We start from the raw sequence: 16,361 nt of genomic DNA, 5'->3' as shown, positions 1-16,361 counted from the left end.
CTGCCGGGTTCATGCCCCGCAGCCGTAGCGACGCGCGGCTGGCGGGCACCGGCACCAGCAGGACGCCGGCGGGCAGCTCCCCTTCGCGCCGGATCGCGGCGGCCAACAAACGCGCCAAAACAGGCGCCATGCTCAGGCGCAGACGGGTCTTCAGCATCTGGATCAGGGCGTCGGCAGGCGGCGTGTAATCGAAGGCGGCCATCGTCCGCCCATACGCCCGTGGCGTACCCAGGCAGGCCGGACAAGCCGACGCGGTGGCGGGCAGCCTCAGCCCGCAGCGGAAGCACCGGGGCCGCTCCCCCGGCGTGGCAGTGATGTCACCTTCGCAGCCGCGGCATAGCCGCGCGCCCGCCACCCGCGCGCCGCATAGCGGGCAATCGCAGCCGATCTGGGACCACAGCCGCCGCCCCATGCCCTGTAGGGACAATCGGACCCGGCCGCCGGGATGCGCAATAATGTGTGCCATCCCTCATGAAATCATGTTCCGCCCCGCGGCGAAGACGCGGGCGCGACCGAAATGTCCCTGCCAGAATCCGCACCGCTTCCCTCCCTTCCCCTCGTCAGCGCCGACGTGCCCCGGCAGTTCGCCCGCCGCGGCGACTTGTCCGACGCGCAATTCCTCTATGGGGAAGTGGCCCGCCGCATGCTCGGCCGCCTGCAATACATCCGCGTGCAGCCTCAGGCGATGCTGGACGCGGGCTGTGGCGCGGGCGACAACCTGCCGCTGCTGCGCGAGCGCTATCCGGATGCCAGCTACACCGGTCTGGACAACTGCGACCCGCTGCTGGAACAGGCCAGGAAGCGCCATGCGCCCGCGGGCCTGGGCGCCTGGATCGGCAAGCTGGCCCGCCGCGGTCCGGCTGCCCCCGCCTTCATCCATGCAGACCTGGCGGATACGGGCCTCGCCCCCGAATCGCTGGAACTGGTGTGGTCCAACCTGGCCATGCATTGGCACCGTGCCCCGCACGCCGTGCTGGCCGAATGGCGCCGCATCCTGAAGGTGGGCGGACTGGCGATGTTCTCCTGTCTGGGGCCGGCCACCCTGCGCGAACTGCGCCAGGCCCTGACCGATGCCGGCCTCGTGACCGCCACGCCGTCCTTCGTGGACATGCATGACTTTGGCGACTTGCTGGTGGAAAACGGCTTTGCGGACCCGGTCATGGACCAGGAACTGCTGACCCTGACCTATCGCAGCCCTGAAAAGCTGCTGGCGGACGTGCGTGCGCTGGGCGGCAACCCCGCCGAGGGACGCCGCGGCGGACTGGTCGGCCGCGACTGGCGCGACCGGCTGTGCGCCGCGCTGGAAACGCAACGCCGGCCGGACGGCCTGATTGCATTGACGATTGAAGTGGCCTACGGCCACGCCTGGCGCGCCGCTGCACACCGCACGGTGGCCGGGGAAACCCGGCTGTCCGTCAGCGCGATCGGCGGCCGGCACCGCGGGAACCCCTGAAACCAGGGGCCCGCGGCGAGCCGCTTAGTGCAGGCGTTCCGGCAGGGGCACGCTGACCCCGGGTTCAGAGGCCGACAGCGGCTGCATAGGCTCTGAATTGGCGCGGATGCGCCGGCGCAGCACCGCCGTGGGTTCCGCCGGGGCGGCCGCAGCCGCCTCGCCGCGCCAGGCGTGCGTCATGGCGTCCACCACCAGCGGCAGATCGCGCAGGCGATGGAACTGGCTGCGCAGCCAACGGGCGTCGTTGCCGCTGCGCATGGCTTCGTCGCGCAGCGCGGCGATCATGTCGCCCGTGCCCAGTTCTTCGGCCACCGGCATCAGCCGCTGGAACAAGGCGCGCAGATGGTCCATCAGGCGCATACGCTGGCCCTCCGGCGTGACATAGCTGCCCTGCAGGCCGAAACGGCAAGCCTGGAAGTGGTTGCTGCGATAGGACAGCCAGGCGTTGTCGCTGGGGTCATCCTCGCGCATCAGCAAGACCGCCAGCGCCTGTGCGAAGGCCGCGATCTGGCAGGCGCGCTCGACCGTCAAGGGGGTATCGCAGACGCGGATCTCGACCGTGCCGAACTCCGGCTTCGGGCGAATATCCCAGTACAGGTCCTTGATGCTTTCGGCCAGGCCGTAGGCGCGCAACTGCGACAGGTGCGCCTCGAACTGGTACCAGTCCTTGACCTCGGGCGGCATGTGGCCGGCCAGCGGGAAACTGTTCACCGCGTTCAGACGCGAGCACGAAAACAGGGTGTCGACGCCTTCGCAATACGGGGACGAGGCCGACAACGCAATGAAGTGCGGCACATAGGGCGACAGGCGGCGCAACAGTTTGATGGAATCGTCGCCGCTCTTCACGCCCAAATGGATGTGTTGGCCGAAAACCGTAAATTGACGCGCCAGGTAACCGTACATTTCGGCCAGGTACTGGAAGCGCGGGGTGTCCGAGATGGAGCGCTCTTGCCAGCGCATGAAAGGGTGGGCGCCGCCGCCGGCGACCGATACGCCGACTGCGTCGGCCGCTTCGACCAGGGCGTCGCGCATCTCGCGCATTTCGGCCAAGAGGCCCATGGGGTGCTCATGCACCGAGGAGTTCAGTTCGATCATGGACCGCGTGATTTCCGGTTTAACGCGGTCGGCAATGGGATGGTTGGCCATTTGGGCCAGCAGCTCATCAGAGGCTGCAGTCAAATCAAAACTACGGGGGTCGATCAGTTGCAGCTCGAGTTCGATGCCCAAGGTGTTGGGGGCCGACGAAATGAACGGGATCTGTTCCATCTCGGACTCCTTTGAATGTTTGATGAGGGACGCGCCGTTCGACCTTGAAGCCCGGTAACTTCCCGGGGGGCACTAGACGGCGACTTGTGAACGCATGATAGCCGCAGGTTTGTGGCAAAACGATTGAAAATCGTGACATTTGTGTGCAACATCGCGATGCAATCGGTTTTGCCCTCTGAAGAGAAGTGAGCAAGCGCTTACAACATAGAAACGGCGCGGGTTGCGGGCCGATGGCGGCCGCAATGGCAGTCGGGAAGCGGTTTTCGAGATGGGGTGGGATAACCCTTATTAGGGTTATCCCTTAGGATTTTTCCGACCCGATGGCCCTTATTTGCGCCAGAAAATGGGCGTGAACAGCACCAGGACGGTTAAGAGTTCCAGGCGGCCGATCAGCATGGCAAAGGTGCAGACCCAGATCTGGAAATCGGACAGCACCGCGAAGTTGCCCATGGGGCCCACGGGTCCCAGGCCTGGCCCGGTGTTGTTGACGCTGGCGAAAACGGCCGAGAACGCCGTGATGGGGTCCAGTCCGGAGAGCAGCAGCAAGCTGGTGAAAACCGCGATAGAGAGCCCGTAGAACAGCATGAAGGCCAGCACGGAAGACATGGTCCGGCTTTCCACTGCTCGGCCGTTGATGCGCACCGGACTGACCGCATGCGGGTGCAACATTGTTACAAGCTCGTTCTTCGCCTGTTTGACCAGCAGGATGGCGCGGATCATCTTGATCCCGCCCCCCGTCGACCCGGCAGACGTCGCGAATCCCGACAGCAGCAGCATGGTCAGCGGCGCGAACAGGGGCCACTGCGCAAAGTCGGTATTGGCATACCCGGTGGTGGTGGCCATGGAAATGGTGTTGAACATGCCGTAGCGCAGGGCCTCCAGCGGCGAGCCATAGACACCCTTCACGTACAGGAACACCGAAATAACGAGCCCGACGCCCAGGACGACGACCAGGTAAGGCACGGCTTCCGGGCAGCGCCAATAGGCGCGCACGCTGCGCTGGCGGAACGCGTTGAAGTGCGTGGCGAAGTTGATGCCGGCGATCAGCATGAACACCATGGCCACCATCTCCACGGCCACCGAGTCGAAATGGGCGAACCCGTCGTCCCACGTCGAAAACCCGCCCAGCCCCATCGTGGTGGCCATGTGGCACCAGGCCTCGAACCAGGACAGCCCCACGGCCCGGTAAGCCAGGAAACACAGGATCGAAAACACGAAATACACCGCGTACAGGGCCTTGGCCGTGCTGGCGATGCGCGGCGTCAGCCGCTCGTCTTTCATGGGACCCGGCGTTTCGGCCCGCACGACCTGGTGGCCGCCCACCCCCAGCAGGGGCAGAATCGCCACCGCCAGCACCAGGATGCCCATGCCGCCGATCCAGATCAGCGTGGCGCGCCACAGGTTGATCGACGCGGGCAAGGCGTCCAGATTGGTCAGGACCGTGGCGCCGGTGGTCGTCAGCCCCGACATGGCTTCGAAATAGGCGCCGGTGAAAGACAGCGGCAGTCCGGCCCCGTGGAAATACAGCATCAACGGAATGGCCGCCAGCAGCGGCAGCCCGGCCCAGACGGCCGAGACCAGCACAAAACCGTCGCGCGCGCGCAGTTCGCAGCGGCTGCGCCGGGTCAAGGCGGCCAGCCCGCCCCCGATGCCCACCGAAATCAGGAAGCCGTTCAGGAAGGCCTCACGCGCCGCGTCGCCGCCGACATAGGCGACGATGAGCGGAATCAGCATGGTGAGGGCGAACATCACCATGGTCAGGCCCAGGATATAGAGGGTGCCCAGAACGCGCTTCATGGGAGCCTATCCGGCGGCGCAATGCCCACGGCGGAGCAGGGAAAGGGTGGACATCAGAAGAACGACGCCGAGACTTGGAACAGCTTTTCCACGCGCGGCATCTGCCGGCGCGAGGGCACGAAGACGATCACGTGGTCGTCCGTTTCGATCACGGTGTCGGCGTCCGGCAGGATGATTTCGTCGCCGCGGACCAGCGCGCCGATGCTGGCGCCCTTGGGCAGGCTGATCTGCCCGACCGGCCGGCCCACCACCTTGGAGGTCGAGCGGTCGCCGTGGGCGATAGCTTCCAGCGCCTCGGCCACGCCCTGGCGCAGGCGATGCACGGCGGCCACGTCGCCCCGGCGCACGTGGCGCAGCAGTTCGCTCATCGTCGCCTGCGACGGCGACACGGCGATATCGATATGGCTGCCCTGCATCAATTCGCCATACGCCTGGCGGTTGATCAGCGCGATCACCTTGCGAGCGCCCAGGCGCTTGGCCAGCAGCGAGGACATGATGTTGTCTTCGTCGTCGCTGGTCAGCGCCAGCCACGTGTCCATGTCTTCGATGTTCTCGCGTTCCAGCAAGGCTTCGTCGGTGCCGCTGCCGTGCAGGACCAGCACGCTGTCGGGCAACTGGGTCGCCAGGTATTCGCAGCGCTTCAGGTCGCGTTCGATGATGCGGACGCTGTACTTTTCTTCGGCCAGCTGGCGCGCCAGGCGCAGGCCGATATTGCCGCCGCCCGCGATCATCACGCGGCGCACAGCGCGTTCGGCCTCACGCAGCTGGCGCACGGCCCGGCGCGCGTCGCGCGAATCCACCACCAGCACGACCTCATCGCCCGGGGCGATGACCGTGCCGCTGCCGGCCCGTAGCGGACGCCCGCCGCGCAGCACGTCGATCACCCGCGCCTTGACGTCGGGCCATACGTCGCGCAGCTTGTCGACGGGAGAATGCGCCATCGGGCTTCCGTGCCCCACCCGAACAGTCACGACGCAAACGCGGCCTTCGGCGAATTCCACGACCTGCAAGGCCTCCGGGAACTCGATCAGGCTGTGCAGATAGGTGGTGACGCTGCGTTCGGGGCTGATCAGGGCGTCGATGCAGAAGCCGTCTTCGCTCATCAGTTCCGGGTGTTCCGGGAACTCGGCCGAACGGATGCGGGCGATGCGGCGGGGGATGTTGAACAGCTGGCGGGCGATCTTGCACGCCACCATATTGGCGGTGTCGGAGGCCGCACAGGCAATGAGCAAGTCGGTGTCGGCGGCGCCGGCCGCTTCCAGCACCGACACCTGCGAGCCGTCGCCATGGACGACGCGCAGGTCGAAGTGTTCTTGCAGATATTGAAGCTGCGTGGGATCGGAGTCCACCACGGTGATGTCGTTTTCTTCGGACACCAGGTTTTCGGCCACGCTGGTGCCTACGCGACCAGCGCCCATGATCAGGATTTTCATGTGCTGCGCTTGCGCGCCGACTCGATGCCCAATTGCTTGAGCTTGCGGTAGAGGTGAGTACGTTCCAGCCCGGTGCGTTCGGACACGCGCGTCATGCTGTGGCTTTCGCGGACCAGGTGGTATTCAAAATAGATGCGCTCGAATTCGTCGCGCGCTTCACGCAGCGGCTGGTCCAGCGAAATGCTGCCCAGTTGGCCGTTGGACGTGACCGGCACTTCATTGGCGGGCGCCACCGTCAAGACCGGGGGATCCAGCTCGTCTTCCAGCGCGACAGTAGCGCTGGCGGCGGCCGGATGCGCGGCGGCAGGTGCCGGATGCGGGGCGCGCCCGCGCGCCAATCCGGCCGCAACGGTCTTCAGCAGACGTTGCAACGTGATGGGCTTTTCCAGGAAATCCATGGCGCCGATGCGCGTGGCCTCGACCGCCGTATCGATGGTGGCGTGGCCGCTCATCATGATGACGGGCATGTCGAGCAGGCCTTGCGAACCCCACTCTTTCAGCAAACTTACGCCATCGGTGTCGGGCATCCAGATGTCCAGCAACACCAGATCAGGACGCATGCGAAGGCGTGCGGCGCGCGCTTGCGCCGCGTTTTCGGCCAATTCGACCGTGTGTCCTTCGTCGTAAAGGATCTCCGACAAAAGCTCGCGTATACCGACTTCGTCGTCAACCACCAGAATTCTGGCCATAAAGCATCCACCTATTGCGTAGCCGCATTATCCTTTTCTTGCGCGGTCGCGTCCATAGTATCTGCCCCGGGAGCCAACCGGGTCAACAAGATGGAAATCCGCGCGCCTCCTTCCTTGCGGTTGGCAAGGTCGATCCGTCCGCCATGCTCTTCCACAATCTTGCGTACGATTGCCAATCCTAACCCAGTCCCGTGGGACTTGGTGGTTACGTAGGGCTCGAACGCACGCTGCATCACCTGCGGCGGGAAGCCCGGCCCGGTGTCGGCAACGGTAAATCTCAGTGCCTGCTGATCGGCCCGGTCGGGCTGTTCGCTGCGCATCAGCTGGGTCGTGACGCTGACCCGGCCTTCTCCGCCCAACTCGGCGATGGCGTCGCGGGCGTTGGACATCAGGTTGTGGATCACCTGGCGCAGCTGCGTGGGATCGCCCTCAATCGCCGGCAAATCCGCCCCCAGGTTCACGTCCAGGTTCAACGCCTTGCCGGTCAGCCGGGACGAACCGCCCTCCGGCTCCCAGCCATAAAGCGACAGCACGTCGGCCACCAGCGCGTTGAAATCGATGCGCTGCATGACGGCCGGCGGCGTGCGGGCGTATTCGCGGAAGTCGTCCACCATCTGCTTGAGCGACGCCACCTGGTTGACGATGGTGTTGGTGGAGCGCTCGACGATCTGCGCTTCGGCAGGCTGCAGCTTGCCTTCCAGCTTCATGGCCAGACGTTCGGCAGACAGCTGGATCGGCGTCAGCGGGTTCTTGATCTCGTGGGCCAGCCGGCGCGCCACTTCGCCCCAGGCCACGGTCCGGTTGGCCGAAATCACTTCGGTGATGTCATCGAACACCACCAGATAGCCGTTGCCGCGCCCGTCCACTCGCAGGTGGGTGCCGCGCGCCAGCAGGGTCAGCGGCTGCGGCGCGGCGGGCGCGTCGCCCTGGGCCGGGCTGATCTCGAACTGCTGCTGCCAGTGCTGGCGCTCCGATCCCACGGCCGCGTGGGTGGAAAACGCCTGGCGCACGATATTGGCGAACTCCAGCATGCCGTCCACGGTTTCCAGCGGGCGGCCGATCACCGAACGCAGGTCCACGCCCAGGATGGTCTGGGCGCCCTGGTTGACCGTGGTGACGCGGAACGACTCGTCGAATACCAACACGCCGGAGGACAGGTTGGACAGCACGCTTTCCAGATAGACGTTGGAGCGTTCCAGCTGCTGGCGGTTGCTTTCCACCATGCGCCGGGCCTCGTCCAGTTGCCGCGTCATGGCGTTGAACGACCGCGTCAGTTGGCCGACTTCGTCGCGTTCAGGCGGTTCGGGCAGCGGCCGGTAGTCGCCCACGCCCACGGCCTGCGTGCCGCCGGCCAGGCTCAGCAACGGCCGCACCAGCCGCTTGGACAGGGACAACGCCACCGCGATCGCGCCGAACGCGGCCAGCAGCAGCGCCAGCGTCAGCGTAATGCCATAGAGCTTGCGCAGCCCCAGGCGGGACAGCGCCAGCTCTTGATAGTCGCGAAAGCCCTGCTGCACCAGATTGGCGTTGTGCGCGATCTGCTCGGGCACGGGCTGCAGCAGTTGCAGCCAGCGCGGTTCGGAGGCCGCGCCCAGCAGGTTGTCGTAGCGGTCAGGCCCGGTCAGCGGAATCACCACGCGCAGATGCAGCCCGCCTTCGGCGCCCGCCGTAATGGGGTCATCGGCTTCGGCCGCGGAATAGCCGCGCGCCAGCCTCAACTGGTTCATGACGGTAGACGGCGGCATCGCCGGCATCAACTGGCCATATTGGCTGGTGGAAAACGCCACCATGCGCCCGCTGCCCGTGAACACCATGGCCTCTTGCACGCCATTGGTCTCGCGCAGCCGGGTCAGGGCCAGCGTCACGCCGCTGTCGGTGCTGCGGTTCAGCTCCATGGCCATGGAGCGCGCGCGGGCGTCCAGGTCGGCCAGCAGGGAGTCCAATGCGGCGCGGCCCAGGTTCAGGCCCGCTTCCAACGCCGTATCGACCCGCACGTTGAACCAGGATTCGATGGAGCGCGACATGAACTGCACCGACACGGTGTAGATCAGGGCCCCGGGCACCACGCCGATCAAGGCGAAAGCCAGCGAAAACCGCGCCGTGAGGCGCGCGCCGAATTGCCGGCGCCGGATCTGGCGCGCCAGCCGCACCGTCAGCGCGACCACCCAGATGAACAGCGCCAGGGCGAATATGCCGTTCAGGACCAGCAATGTGTCGTAGTAGCGCGCAAAGCGCGAGGCATTGCCCGTGGACCATGCCAGCAAACCCAGCAACGCCAGGCCGCTTACGGCACCCACCATCAGGGCCAGCCGGAGCAACAGCCTCATGAGGGATCTTTCTCCTTGCCGCTCAGCGTGAACGAGAAGTCCATCCAGGGAGTCCCCTGCGCCCACGAGCTGCTATTCAAGGCGTTCACCTGGAACGGGCGGGGCAAGAGCGAGGTGTCCAGGCGCAGCCGGAGCTGGCCGCCGTAAAGCACCCCTTCGTCGAATTCGCCGGCGTCCGCCACCGGCCAATTGCGGATGTGGCGGATGACGCTCATGGCGTCGTCCAGCGACGCCACCGGGAAGGACAGTTCGCCCACCCCCGCGCGCCATTGCCGGGTCAATGCGTTGTAGACGACCCGCCACGTGCGGGACGTATCCACCAGGGACTTGTCGAACCACCACCAGCGTTCCCGCGTCATGGTGAGATCGGCCGTGAAATACAAGGGGACGCCGCGCTGGGCAGCGTCCCGCAACTGCTGGTTCAGTTCGAATTCGATGTCGGCATCGATCTCGAGGCGGCCGTTGCGCACGACCGGATCGACCCGTACGACCTTCGGTTCAGCGCCATATACCTCGCCGCCCGGCACCAGGGAAAGCAAGGCAGATACCAGCAACAACCCAAGAAATAAACGCGAAATAATGGACATACGACACCGAAACACCGTCATGCCCCTATTCTTGGTGATTCAGGACTGCTTGGCAAACAAGGCGTAGAAAAACCCGTCATGTTGGGCTGCCGGTGTTGCATCGACCGCAACTGGCAGCAATTGGCCCGGCGCGTCCAGCCGCTGGGCCTCGGGGTGGCGTTGCAGGAACTCCAGGGCCTGGCGGGCGCCCTCGATCGGGAAGACCGAGCACGTCACATAGAGCAGGCGGCCGCCGGGCGCCACGGTCTGCCACAGGGAATCCAGAATCTTGGCCTGTAGCGTGGCGGTGCGGCGCACGTCGTTTTCGCGGCGCAGCCAGCGAATGTCCGGGTGGCGGCGCACGATGCCCGAGGCCGTGCAGGGCACGTCCGCCAGCACGGCATCAAAGGGCTTGCCGTCCCACCAGGCGTCCAGGTCCGACGCATCAGCCGCTTTCATCTGGACGCGATTGCTTGCCAGACCCAGGCGGTCCAGGTTCTGTTCCACGCGCTCGAGGCGCTCGCCGTCGGCATCCAGGGCCAGCAGATCGATGTCGGCCAGTTCCAGCAGGTGGGCAGTCTTGCCGCCAGGCGCCGAGCAGGCGTCCAGCACGCGCATGCCGTCGGCCGGCGCCAGCAATTCAGCCGCCAACTGCGCGCCGGCGTCCTGCACCGACCACCAGCCTTCGGCAAAGCCGGGCAACTGGGTCACCGGCTTGGGGCTGCTCATCACCAGGCCGGCCTGACCCACGGGTTCGGCCGACAGGCCGGCTTCCTGGAAGGCGGCCAGCACCTGTTCGCGGCTGGCGCGGCGGCGGTTGACGCGCAAGGTCAGCGGGGCGGGCACATTGGCCGAGGCCAGGATCTCGCGCCATTGCTGCGGATAGGCCACGCCCAGCTGCTTGACCCACCAGCCAGGATGGTTCCACTGGGCCTCGGGGCTGTCGGCCACCGCGGCTTCCAGCGCCGCGCGCTCGCGCAGGAAGCGGCGCAGGCAGGCGTTGAGCATGCCCTTGAAGGACGCCAGCACGCGGGTATTGGAGGCAGCCGTCACGGCCTGGTCCACGACCGTATGCGGCGCGTACACCGGCATGCCGGGCAACGCGGCGGCGGCATCGCCCTCTTCTTTCAGCAAGGTCAGGGATACCAGGAGCAGCGATTCGAACAGCACGCTGGGGTAGCGCTGGACCAGTTCACGGCCCACGGCATCGGCCCAGCCCAGATAACGCATGGCATGGAAGGACACGGCCTGGGTGGCCGGGCGCAGGGCGGAACTCACGTCCGTCAGCGCGTCCGTCAGGGAACGGCCGTCCAGCACGCCCTCGACCACCCCCGCGCTGGAAAGAAGAACGGAGGAAAGCGGGGGAGCCAGATGGGGGGAGTCGGAACGCGTGGACATGGTGGGAATTCAGAGGATAGGACCGATATGGTAGCCGGACCTGGACGAATGGCGGCGTGCGCGTCAAACTGGCCTCTCCCTGGGAGCGCTTTTCTTATGACTACTGCCACGCTGCTGCTGTTCATCCTGGCTTCGGCCGTCGCCATCGTGACACCCGGCCCGACGACCCTGCTGGCCCTGAACAACGGCTCGCGCCACGGCGTGCGCGCCGCAGGCTGGGGCATGGCCGGCGCGGTGCTGGCCGACCTGATCCTGGTGGGCTGCGTGGCGTCCGGCCTGGGCGTGGTGCTGGCGGCCTCCGAAGTCGCTTTCCAACTTATCAAGTGGGTGGGCGCGGCCTATCTGGCCTACCTGGGCTGGAAGATGCTGCGCTCGGACGCGGCGCTGGTCCTGCCGTCGGCCGCATCCGCCGCGGACCGGCCCGCGGGCCTGACGCTGGGGTTACGCAGCTTCATGGTGGCGCTGACCAATCCCAAGGCGCTGCTGTTCATGTCGGCGTTCCTGCCCCAATTCATCGACCCGCAAGCGCCGCTGCTGACCCAGTACGCCATCGTCGCCTGCGTGCTGGCCACCATCAATATCCTGACCATGCTGGTCTACGCCACGCTGGGCGCCCAACTGGTGCGCGCCTTCCAGGGATCGGGCCTGAGCTGGCTGAACCGCGTCTGCGGCAGCCTGATGATCGGCCTGGCGGGAACGCTGGCGCTATACCGACGCGGGGCGCCGTAAAGGGCAAAAGGGATCAGGGCGCCCAGGCTTTCAATAGCCGAGCTCTTTTTGGTGGCGAAAGGCAAGAATGGTGACGGCGCCCGGATCGATTCGATAACGCGCGACATAGCCGCTGTCTCCGAAATCAATCACCCACTCGCGGAATGCGTCTGGCATATCTTCGATAGGCCGGCCGATCTGCGGTTGCAGGCCAAGCACACGCATGGCCTGGATGATGGTTTCACCGGCGCGTCTCGCTGCAGCAGGATTCACGGGCCGCAGGAACTCGCGCAAACGTTCCAAATCGCGGATGGCGTTTGGCGCGTATCTGACTACGGCTTGCGACACGGCGGAGCGGGCAGTTCTTCATCAGCGCCCCAACTGGCCAGCCATGCATCCACCTCTTGCGCCGTGGCGTGCAGGCCCGTGCTGCGATATTCCTTCCAGGCCTCGAGCGTGTCTTGCCGAAAGGCGTCGCGCTTTTCTTCGCGTTCGACGTACTGCGTGATCGCCTCGCGCATCAGCCAATGGGCAGTGCGATGACGCGACTCCGCCAAGCGTTTCAATCGTGTCTTGATGTCATCGTTGATCTTGACTGCAACAGGGCGAGCGGCGACGGCGGGCATGGCAGTCTCCAGAAGAAGGTATTGTTAAGTATTACCTTATCATACCCATACCACCCTTAATAAGGGACGCACCAGTACCGGACCATTTCCCGTATTAACGCCCCCGGCGTTGCAAAGACGTCCCATGGACAGCGTCCAGCCTACGCCACACCGCGGAGCCCTTTCTCTATCGTCCCCTACGGCATTGCCGTATAATTCCCCGCTTCCCCGCAGTGGCTGCCCCGCGCATCGCATGAACCCAGGCGATGGTGAGCGGTCGCGCTGCCCGTAAATTGAACGAGTCATGAAGAAAGTAGCACCGCCGGCGCTTCCCGCCCGGTGGCAGGCGTCGCATATCAGCGAAGCGCGCAGCCGCGTTGGTTTGCCGCAAGCGGATTTCGCGGAATTGCTGGGCGTCAGCGTGCGCACCTTGCAGGATTGGGAGCAGGGCCGGCGTAATCCGTCCGGCGCTGCGCAGACCCTGCTGCAAGTGGCCATCCTCCACCCGGAAACGCTGCGCGACCTGCCGCCCCGCCAACCAGGCAAACCCGCCTGAACCCGAACATTTGACGAATACCCCGCCGCACCGCATGAGCCGGTGCGCGAACCTACGGTGAACCAGATTGGAAATTCTTGAGCAATCCCGGCCCGGCAAAGGCGCCGGCACTTCCGCCAGCAATGGCAGCAACTCGACGCTGGAGGCCATCACGGCAGCCGCCCAGGACGCTAATCCGGGTCGCGCGCCGCGTGTGGGCTTCGTGTCGCTGGGCTGTCCGAAAGCCCTGGTGGACTCCGAACGCATCCTGACCCAATTGCGCACCGAAGGATACGAAGTCACGCCCGAATACAACGATGCGGACGTCGTCGTCGTCAACACCTGTGGATTCATCGACAGCGCCAAGGCGGAATCGCTGGAAGCCATCGGCGAAGCGCTGGCCGAGAACGGCAAGGTCATCGTCACCGGCTGTATGGGCGTTGAGGAAGCGGTGATCCGCAAGGTGCACCCCAGCGTGCTGTCGGTGACCGGTCCCCAGCAATATGAAGAAGTGGTGCGCGCCGTGCACGACGCCGCCCCGCCCAAGCAAGACCACAATCCCTACCTGGACCTGGTGCCGCCGCAAGGCGTCAAGCTCACGCCGCGCCACTACGCCTACCTGAAGATTTCCGAAGGCTGCAATCACCGCTGCAGCTTCTGCATCATCCCGTCGATGCGCGGCGACCTGGTCAGCCGTCCGGTAGGCGATGTGCTGAGCGAGGCCGAGCGCCTGGTCAAGGCCGGCGTGAAGGAAATGCTGGTGATCTCGCAAGACACCAGCGCCTATGGCGTGGACGTGAAGTTCCGCAGCGGTTTCTGGAACGGCCGCCCGGTCAAGACCCGCATGACCGAGCTCTGTCTGGCCTTGTCCGAAATGGGCGTCTGGACGCGCCTGCACTACGTGTACCCGTACCCGCACGTGGACGAAGTGATCCCGCTGATGGCGGAAGGCAAGATCCTGCCGTACCTGGACATCCCGTTCCAGCATGCCAGCCCGCGCATCCTGAAGGCCATGAAGCGTCCGGCCTTCGAAGACAAGACCCTGGCCCGCATCAAGCGTTGGCGCGAGATCTGCCCCGACCTGACCATCCGTTCGACCTTCATCGTCGGCTTCCCCGGCGAAACCGAGGAAGATTTCCAGTACCTGCTGGACTGGATGCAGGAAGCGCAGCTGGACCGCGTGGGCTGCTTCCAGTATTCGCCGGTGGAAGGCGCGCCCGCGAACCTGCTGGACAACCCCGTGCCGGACGACGTGAAGCAGGACCGCTGGGAACGCTTCATGGAATTGCAGCAGGGGATCTCGACCGCGCGCCTGGCCCGCAAGGTCGGCCGCGAGATCGACGTGCTGATCGACGAAGTGGACGAAGACGGCGCCGTGGGCCGCAGCAGCGCCGACGCGCCGGAAATCGACGGCTGTGTCTACGTCAGCTCGGACAAGCCCCTGAAGGCGGGCGACATGGTGCGCGTGCGCGTCACCGATTCGGACGAGTATGACCTCTGGGGCGACGCGATCTGATCGATGCAGCTAGGCGCTGGGCGCCACTGCAACGAGAAAACCCGGCCTCGCGAGGCCGGGTTTTTTTATGCCGTCTTGCTTACGGCTTGACCAGAAGGTCCGACATGTCGTCGGCGTGTTCCTCTTCCACCGCCAGGATCTCTTCCAGCATGCGGCGCGTGGTGGAGTCCTGTTCGCCCAGGTAATCGATCATCTGCCGGTAGCTGTCGATGGCGATGCGCTCGGCGATCAGGTTTTCCTTGATCATCTCTTCAAGCGTGGCGCCTTCCACGTATTCCGAATGGCTGCGCTCCAGGAGGCCCTTGGGCGACAGGTTCGGTTCGCCGCCCAGTTGCACGATGCGCTCGGCCAGGCGGTCCGCGTGCTCTTGTTCCTGCATGGCGTGTTCGGCGAACTCCGCTGCCACCGGCTCCGCATTCAAGCCGCGGGCCATGAAGAAGTGGCGCTTATAGCGCAGCACACAGACGATCTCGGTGGCCAACGCTTCATTCAGCAGCTTCAGCACCGTCTGCCGGTCCGCGCGGTAGCTATCGGTGACAGCCCCCGATTCAATATCCTGGCGCGCCTTGGCACGGATGGCCTTCACGTCCATGTCGAAAGGACGGTTTGCCTTCTGGGTGTTTTGGGTTGCTTGTTCCATATCGTTAGCTCCTCGGGTTAGTGAATGCACTACGACGCTGGATTTCCAGTCGTACCGAACAACTCAGTCTACCGATCATGGGCAATCTTGCTGTGTCCAAACATTGCTCCTGCCCCCGATTAGCCATGCCGCACGGGCCACGGGAACCCTGCGCAAACCTTGCGTAAACTATCGGCTTCCCGAAATGCCCGTGACGCAATCTGTAACGGGACAGGCAATCTCCGACCTTTTATGACTCTGAAGAACATTTGCGTGTATTGCGGCTCGAACCCCGGCACCCGCCCGGACTACATCGAGCAGGCCCGCGTGCTGGCCCGCGAATTGGTCAAACGGGACCTGGGCCTGGTGTATGGCGGATCGGTCGTCGGCATCATGGGCGTCATCGCCAATGAGGTGCTGGCCGGCGGCGGCCGCGTGATCGGCGTGATTCCCGAGATGCTGCAAAAGAAGGAACAGGCGCACCTGGGCCTGACCGAACTCCATCTGGTGCAGAATATGCACGAGCGCAAGGCCATGATGATCCAGAAGGCCGACGGATTCATCGCGCTGCCGGGCGGCGCCGGCACGCTGGAGGAATTCTTCGAAGTCTGGACGTGGGCGCAGCTGAACATGCATCAGAAGCCCTGCGGCCTGCTGAACATCGCGGGATACTACGATGCGCTGGTGCAGTTCGTGGACCATGCCGTCGACGAAGCGTTTATCCGCCCCCAGCACCGCGACATGCTGGTCGTGGAAGAAGACCCCGCCGTCCTGCTGGACCGCTACGCGATCTACGAAGCGCCCAATGTCTCGAAGTGGTTCGACCCCATCAAGGCGTAAAACCGCCCTCTCATGCCCTCAACGGAAGCCTACGCAATGATCCTCGATTCGTTGTCCCCTTCCTCCACCGAGTCCGTGTTGCGCGACTATTTCCACGCCAAGGACGAGAACCGCCCGCACTACATGGCGCGCGCGTTCGCCGACGACGCCGTGCTGAAGATGGCCCTGCGCACGCAGGCCATCGCCTTCCCGCCTGAATCGCATGGTCTGGCCGCGATCGCCGATACGCTGGTGCGCAAGTTCGGCCAGACCTACGACAACGTCTACACGTTCTACCTGTCGCGGCCGGAGTCGGGCGCCCGCCTGCCCGATTACCAATGCGACTGGATCGTGGCCATGACCGAAAAGGCCACGGGCAACGTGCGCGTGGGCTGTGGCCGGTACGACTGGAAATTCCAGTCCGAACCCTACCGCGCCACCGACCTGACCATCACGATCGAAACCATGGTGACGCTGCCCCCGGGCGACATGGCCGCCGTCTTCGGCTGGCTGCTGGCGCTGGACTACCCGTGGACGAACGCCGCACGCGTCGTGGCCAGCGCCCCGCCGCTTGAAGCGCTGGCACCGGTCGTGCACTATCTGCTTCACCCCAACGGCTTGTAGCCCCGT

17 protein-coding genes are annotated in these 16,361 nt (G+C 65.2%); 6 read left to right on the top strand and 11 right to left on the bottom strand.

All coding sequences use genetic code 11. The features are described 5' to 3' along the window. Positions 1-412: ComFC family protein (locus tag AC27VE_RS23440; protein ID WP_488705113.1), on the bottom strand; the 412-nt coding region annotated here is incomplete at its 3' end. Between the two features lie 105 nt (positions 413-517). Between AC27VE_RS23440 and AC27VE_RS23435 the strand changes: the two genes are divergently transcribed. Further along, entirely contained in the window at positions 518-1,453 is a 936-nt protein-coding gene (locus AC27VE_RS23435) for a methyltransferase domain-containing protein (protein WP_488705111.1), read from the top strand. Between the two features lie 24 nt (positions 1,454-1,477). On the opposite strand, the gene AC27VE_RS23430 is transcribed toward AC27VE_RS23435, so the two are convergent. From AC27VE_RS23430 to rsmB, 7 genes are all read right to left on the bottom strand, one after another. Further along, positions 1,478-2,719, bottom strand: coding sequence for a YbdK family carboxylate-amine ligase (locus tag AC27VE_RS23430; protein WP_088588729.1), 1,242 nt, complete (start codon positions 2,717-2,719; stop codon positions 1,478-1,480). Positions 2,720-3,046: 327 nt separating this feature from the next. Continuing rightward, the gene (locus AC27VE_RS23425; RefSeq protein WP_088588728.1) at positions 3,047-4,516 is read right to left on the bottom strand and encodes a TrkH family potassium uptake protein; all 1,470 of its coding nucleotides are present in this window, start codon (positions 4,514-4,516) and stop codon (positions 3,047-3,049) included. Between the two features lie 53 nt (positions 4,517-4,569). After that, the gene (gene trkA / locus AC27VE_RS23420) at positions 4,570-5,949 is read right to left on the bottom strand and encodes a Trk system potassium transporter TrkA (protein WP_088588727.1); all 1,380 of its coding nucleotides are present in this window, start codon (positions 5,947-5,949) and stop codon (positions 4,570-4,572) included. Continuing rightward, complete coding sequence (locus AC27VE_RS23415; RefSeq protein WP_088588726.1) at positions 5,946-6,638, bottom strand: response regulator; 693 nt, start codon at positions 6,636-6,638, stop codon at positions 5,946-5,948. The genes trkA and AC27VE_RS23415 overlap by 4 nt, the downstream gene beginning before the upstream one ends. Before the next feature lie 11 nt (positions 6,639-6,649). Further along, the gene (locus AC27VE_RS23410) at positions 6,650-8,965 is read right to left on the bottom strand and encodes a sensor histidine kinase (protein ID WP_488705110.1); all 2,316 of its coding nucleotides are present in this window, start codon (positions 8,963-8,965) and stop codon (positions 6,650-6,652) included. After that, positions 8,962-9,552 (bottom strand): DUF4390 domain-containing protein, encoded by a 591-nt coding sequence (locus AC27VE_RS23405; protein WP_088588724.1) that lies wholly within the window; start codon positions 9,550-9,552, stop codon positions 8,962-8,964. Before AC27VE_RS23405 ends, AC27VE_RS23410 begins: the two co-directional genes overlap by 4 nt. Before the next feature lie 39 nt (positions 9,553-9,591). Then, positions 9,592-10,929, bottom strand: coding sequence for a 16S rRNA (cytosine(967)-C(5))-methyltransferase RsmB (rsmB, locus tag AC27VE_RS23400; protein ID WP_488705109.1), 1,338 nt, complete (start codon positions 10,927-10,929; stop codon positions 9,592-9,594). Between the two features lie 96 nt (positions 10,930-11,025). Between rsmB and AC27VE_RS23395 the strand changes: the two genes are divergently transcribed. Beyond that, positions 11,026-11,658, top strand: a complete 633-nt coding sequence (locus tag AC27VE_RS23395; protein ID WP_488705108.1) for a LysE family translocator — start codon at positions 11,026-11,028, stop codon at positions 11,656-11,658. A gap of 30 nt (positions 11,659-11,688) precedes the next feature. Here the strand turns inward: AC27VE_RS23395 and AC27VE_RS23390 are convergent, their stop codons facing one another. After that, positions 11,689-11,985, bottom strand: a complete 297-nt coding sequence (locus AC27VE_RS23390; RefSeq protein WP_280029962.1) for a type II toxin-antitoxin system RelE/ParE family toxin — start codon at positions 11,983-11,985, stop codon at positions 11,689-11,691. Then, on the bottom strand, positions 11,970-12,263 hold the full coding sequence (locus AC27VE_RS23385) for a CopG family ribbon-helix-helix protein (RefSeq protein ID WP_088588720.1): 294 nt from the start codon (positions 12,261-12,263) through the stop codon (positions 11,970-11,972). Before AC27VE_RS23385 ends, AC27VE_RS23390 begins: the two co-directional genes overlap by 16 nt. A 283-nt stretch (positions 12,264-12,546) precedes the next feature. On the opposite strand from AC27VE_RS23385, the gene AC27VE_RS23380 reads away from it, so the two are divergent. Together AC27VE_RS23380 and rimO are read left to right on the top strand one after the other, a co-directional pair. Then, entirely contained in the window at positions 12,547-12,798 is a 252-nt protein-coding gene (locus AC27VE_RS23380; protein WP_006224689.1) for a helix-turn-helix domain-containing protein, read from the top strand. A gap of 148 nt (positions 12,799-12,946) precedes the next feature. Continuing rightward, on the top strand, positions 12,947-14,293 hold the full coding sequence (rimO, locus tag AC27VE_RS23375; protein ID WP_280029974.1) for a 30S ribosomal protein S12 methylthiotransferase RimO: 1,347 nt from the start codon (positions 12,947-12,949) through the stop codon (positions 14,291-14,293). 79 nt (positions 14,294-14,372) lie between these two features. Here rimO and AC27VE_RS23370 read toward each other — a convergent pair whose 3' ends face one another. Beyond that, positions 14,373-14,933, bottom strand: coding sequence for a ferritin-like domain-containing protein (locus AC27VE_RS23370; protein ID WP_006224691.1), 561 nt, complete (start codon positions 14,931-14,933; stop codon positions 14,373-14,375). A gap of 231 nt (positions 14,934-15,164) precedes the next feature. On the opposite strand from AC27VE_RS23370, the gene AC27VE_RS23365 reads away from it, so the two are divergent. Together AC27VE_RS23365 and AC27VE_RS23360 are read left to right on the top strand one after the other, a co-directional pair. After that, positions 15,165-15,752 carry an LOG family protein gene (locus tag AC27VE_RS23365; RefSeq protein ID WP_006224692.1) on the top strand — a complete coding sequence of 196 codons (588 nt, stop codon included), beginning with the start codon at positions 15,165-15,167 and terminating at the stop codon, positions 15,750-15,752. A 36-nt stretch (positions 15,753-15,788) separates the two neighbouring features. Continuing rightward, positions 15,789-16,355, top strand: a complete 567-nt coding sequence (locus AC27VE_RS23360; RefSeq protein WP_488705107.1) for a hypothetical protein — start codon at positions 15,789-15,791, stop codon at positions 16,353-16,355. Positions 16,356-16,361 lie beyond the last annotated feature (6 nt).

The organism is Achromobacter sp. 18P8.1.1 (assembly GCF_057799415.1).
This window is presented reverse-complemented; position numbering and strand designations above follow the sequence as displayed.

What these genes read in the sequence shown, in the direction of transcription:
- AC27VE_RS23360 (WP_488705107.1), top strand. Translation starts at nt 15,789, where the DNA reads ATGATCCTCGATTCGTTGTCCCCTTCCTCCACCGAGTCCGTGTTGCGC.
- AC27VE_RS23380 (WP_006224689.1), top strand. Translation starts at nt 12,547, where the DNA reads ATGAAGAAAGTAGCACCGCCGGCGCTTCCCGCCCGGTGGCAGGCGTCG.
- AC27VE_RS23425 (WP_088588728.1), bottom strand. Translation starts at nt 4,516, where the DNA reads ATGAAGCGCGTTCTGGGCACCCTCTATATCCTGGGCCTGACCATGGTG.
- AC27VE_RS23415 (WP_088588726.1), bottom strand. Translation starts at nt 6,638, where the DNA reads ATGGCCAGAATTCTGGTGGTTGACGACGAAGTCGGTATACGCGAGCTT.
- AC27VE_RS23385 (WP_088588720.1), bottom strand. Translation starts at nt 12,263, where the DNA reads ATGCCCGCCGTCGCCGCTCGCCCTGTTGCAGTCAAGATCAACGATGAC.
- AC27VE_RS23430 (WP_088588729.1), bottom strand. Translation starts at nt 2,719, where the DNA reads ATGGAACAGATCCCGTTCATTTCGTCGGCCCCCAACACCTTGGGCATC.
- AC27VE_RS23395 (WP_488705108.1), top strand. Translation starts at nt 11,026, where the DNA reads ATGACTACTGCCACGCTGCTGCTGTTCATCCTGGCTTCGGCCGTCGCC.
- AC27VE_RS23405 (WP_088588724.1), bottom strand. Translation starts at nt 9,552, where the DNA reads ATGTCCATTATTTCGCGTTTATTTCTTGGGTTGTTGCTGGTATCTGCC.
- AC27VE_RS23435 (WP_488705111.1), top strand. Translation starts at nt 518, where the DNA reads ATGTCCCTGCCAGAATCCGCACCGCTTCCCTCCCTTCCCCTCGTCAGC.
- trkA (WP_088588727.1), bottom strand. Translation starts at nt 5,949, where the DNA reads ATGAAAATCCTGATCATGGGCGCTGGTCGCGTAGGCACCAGCGTGGCC.
- AC27VE_RS23365 (WP_006224692.1), top strand. Translation starts at nt 15,165, where the DNA reads ATGACTCTGAAGAACATTTGCGTGTATTGCGGCTCGAACCCCGGCACC.
- rsmB (WP_488705109.1), bottom strand. Translation starts at nt 10,929, where the DNA reads ATGTCCACGCGTTCCGACTCCCCCCATCTGGCTCCCCCGCTTTCCTCC.
- AC27VE_RS23370 (WP_006224691.1), bottom strand. Translation starts at nt 14,933, where the DNA reads ATGGAACAAGCAACCCAAAACACCCAGAAGGCAAACCGTCCTTTCGAC.
- AC27VE_RS23410 (WP_488705110.1), bottom strand. Translation starts at nt 8,965, where the DNA reads ATGAGGCTGTTGCTCCGGCTGGCCCTGATGGTGGGTGCCGTAAGCGGC.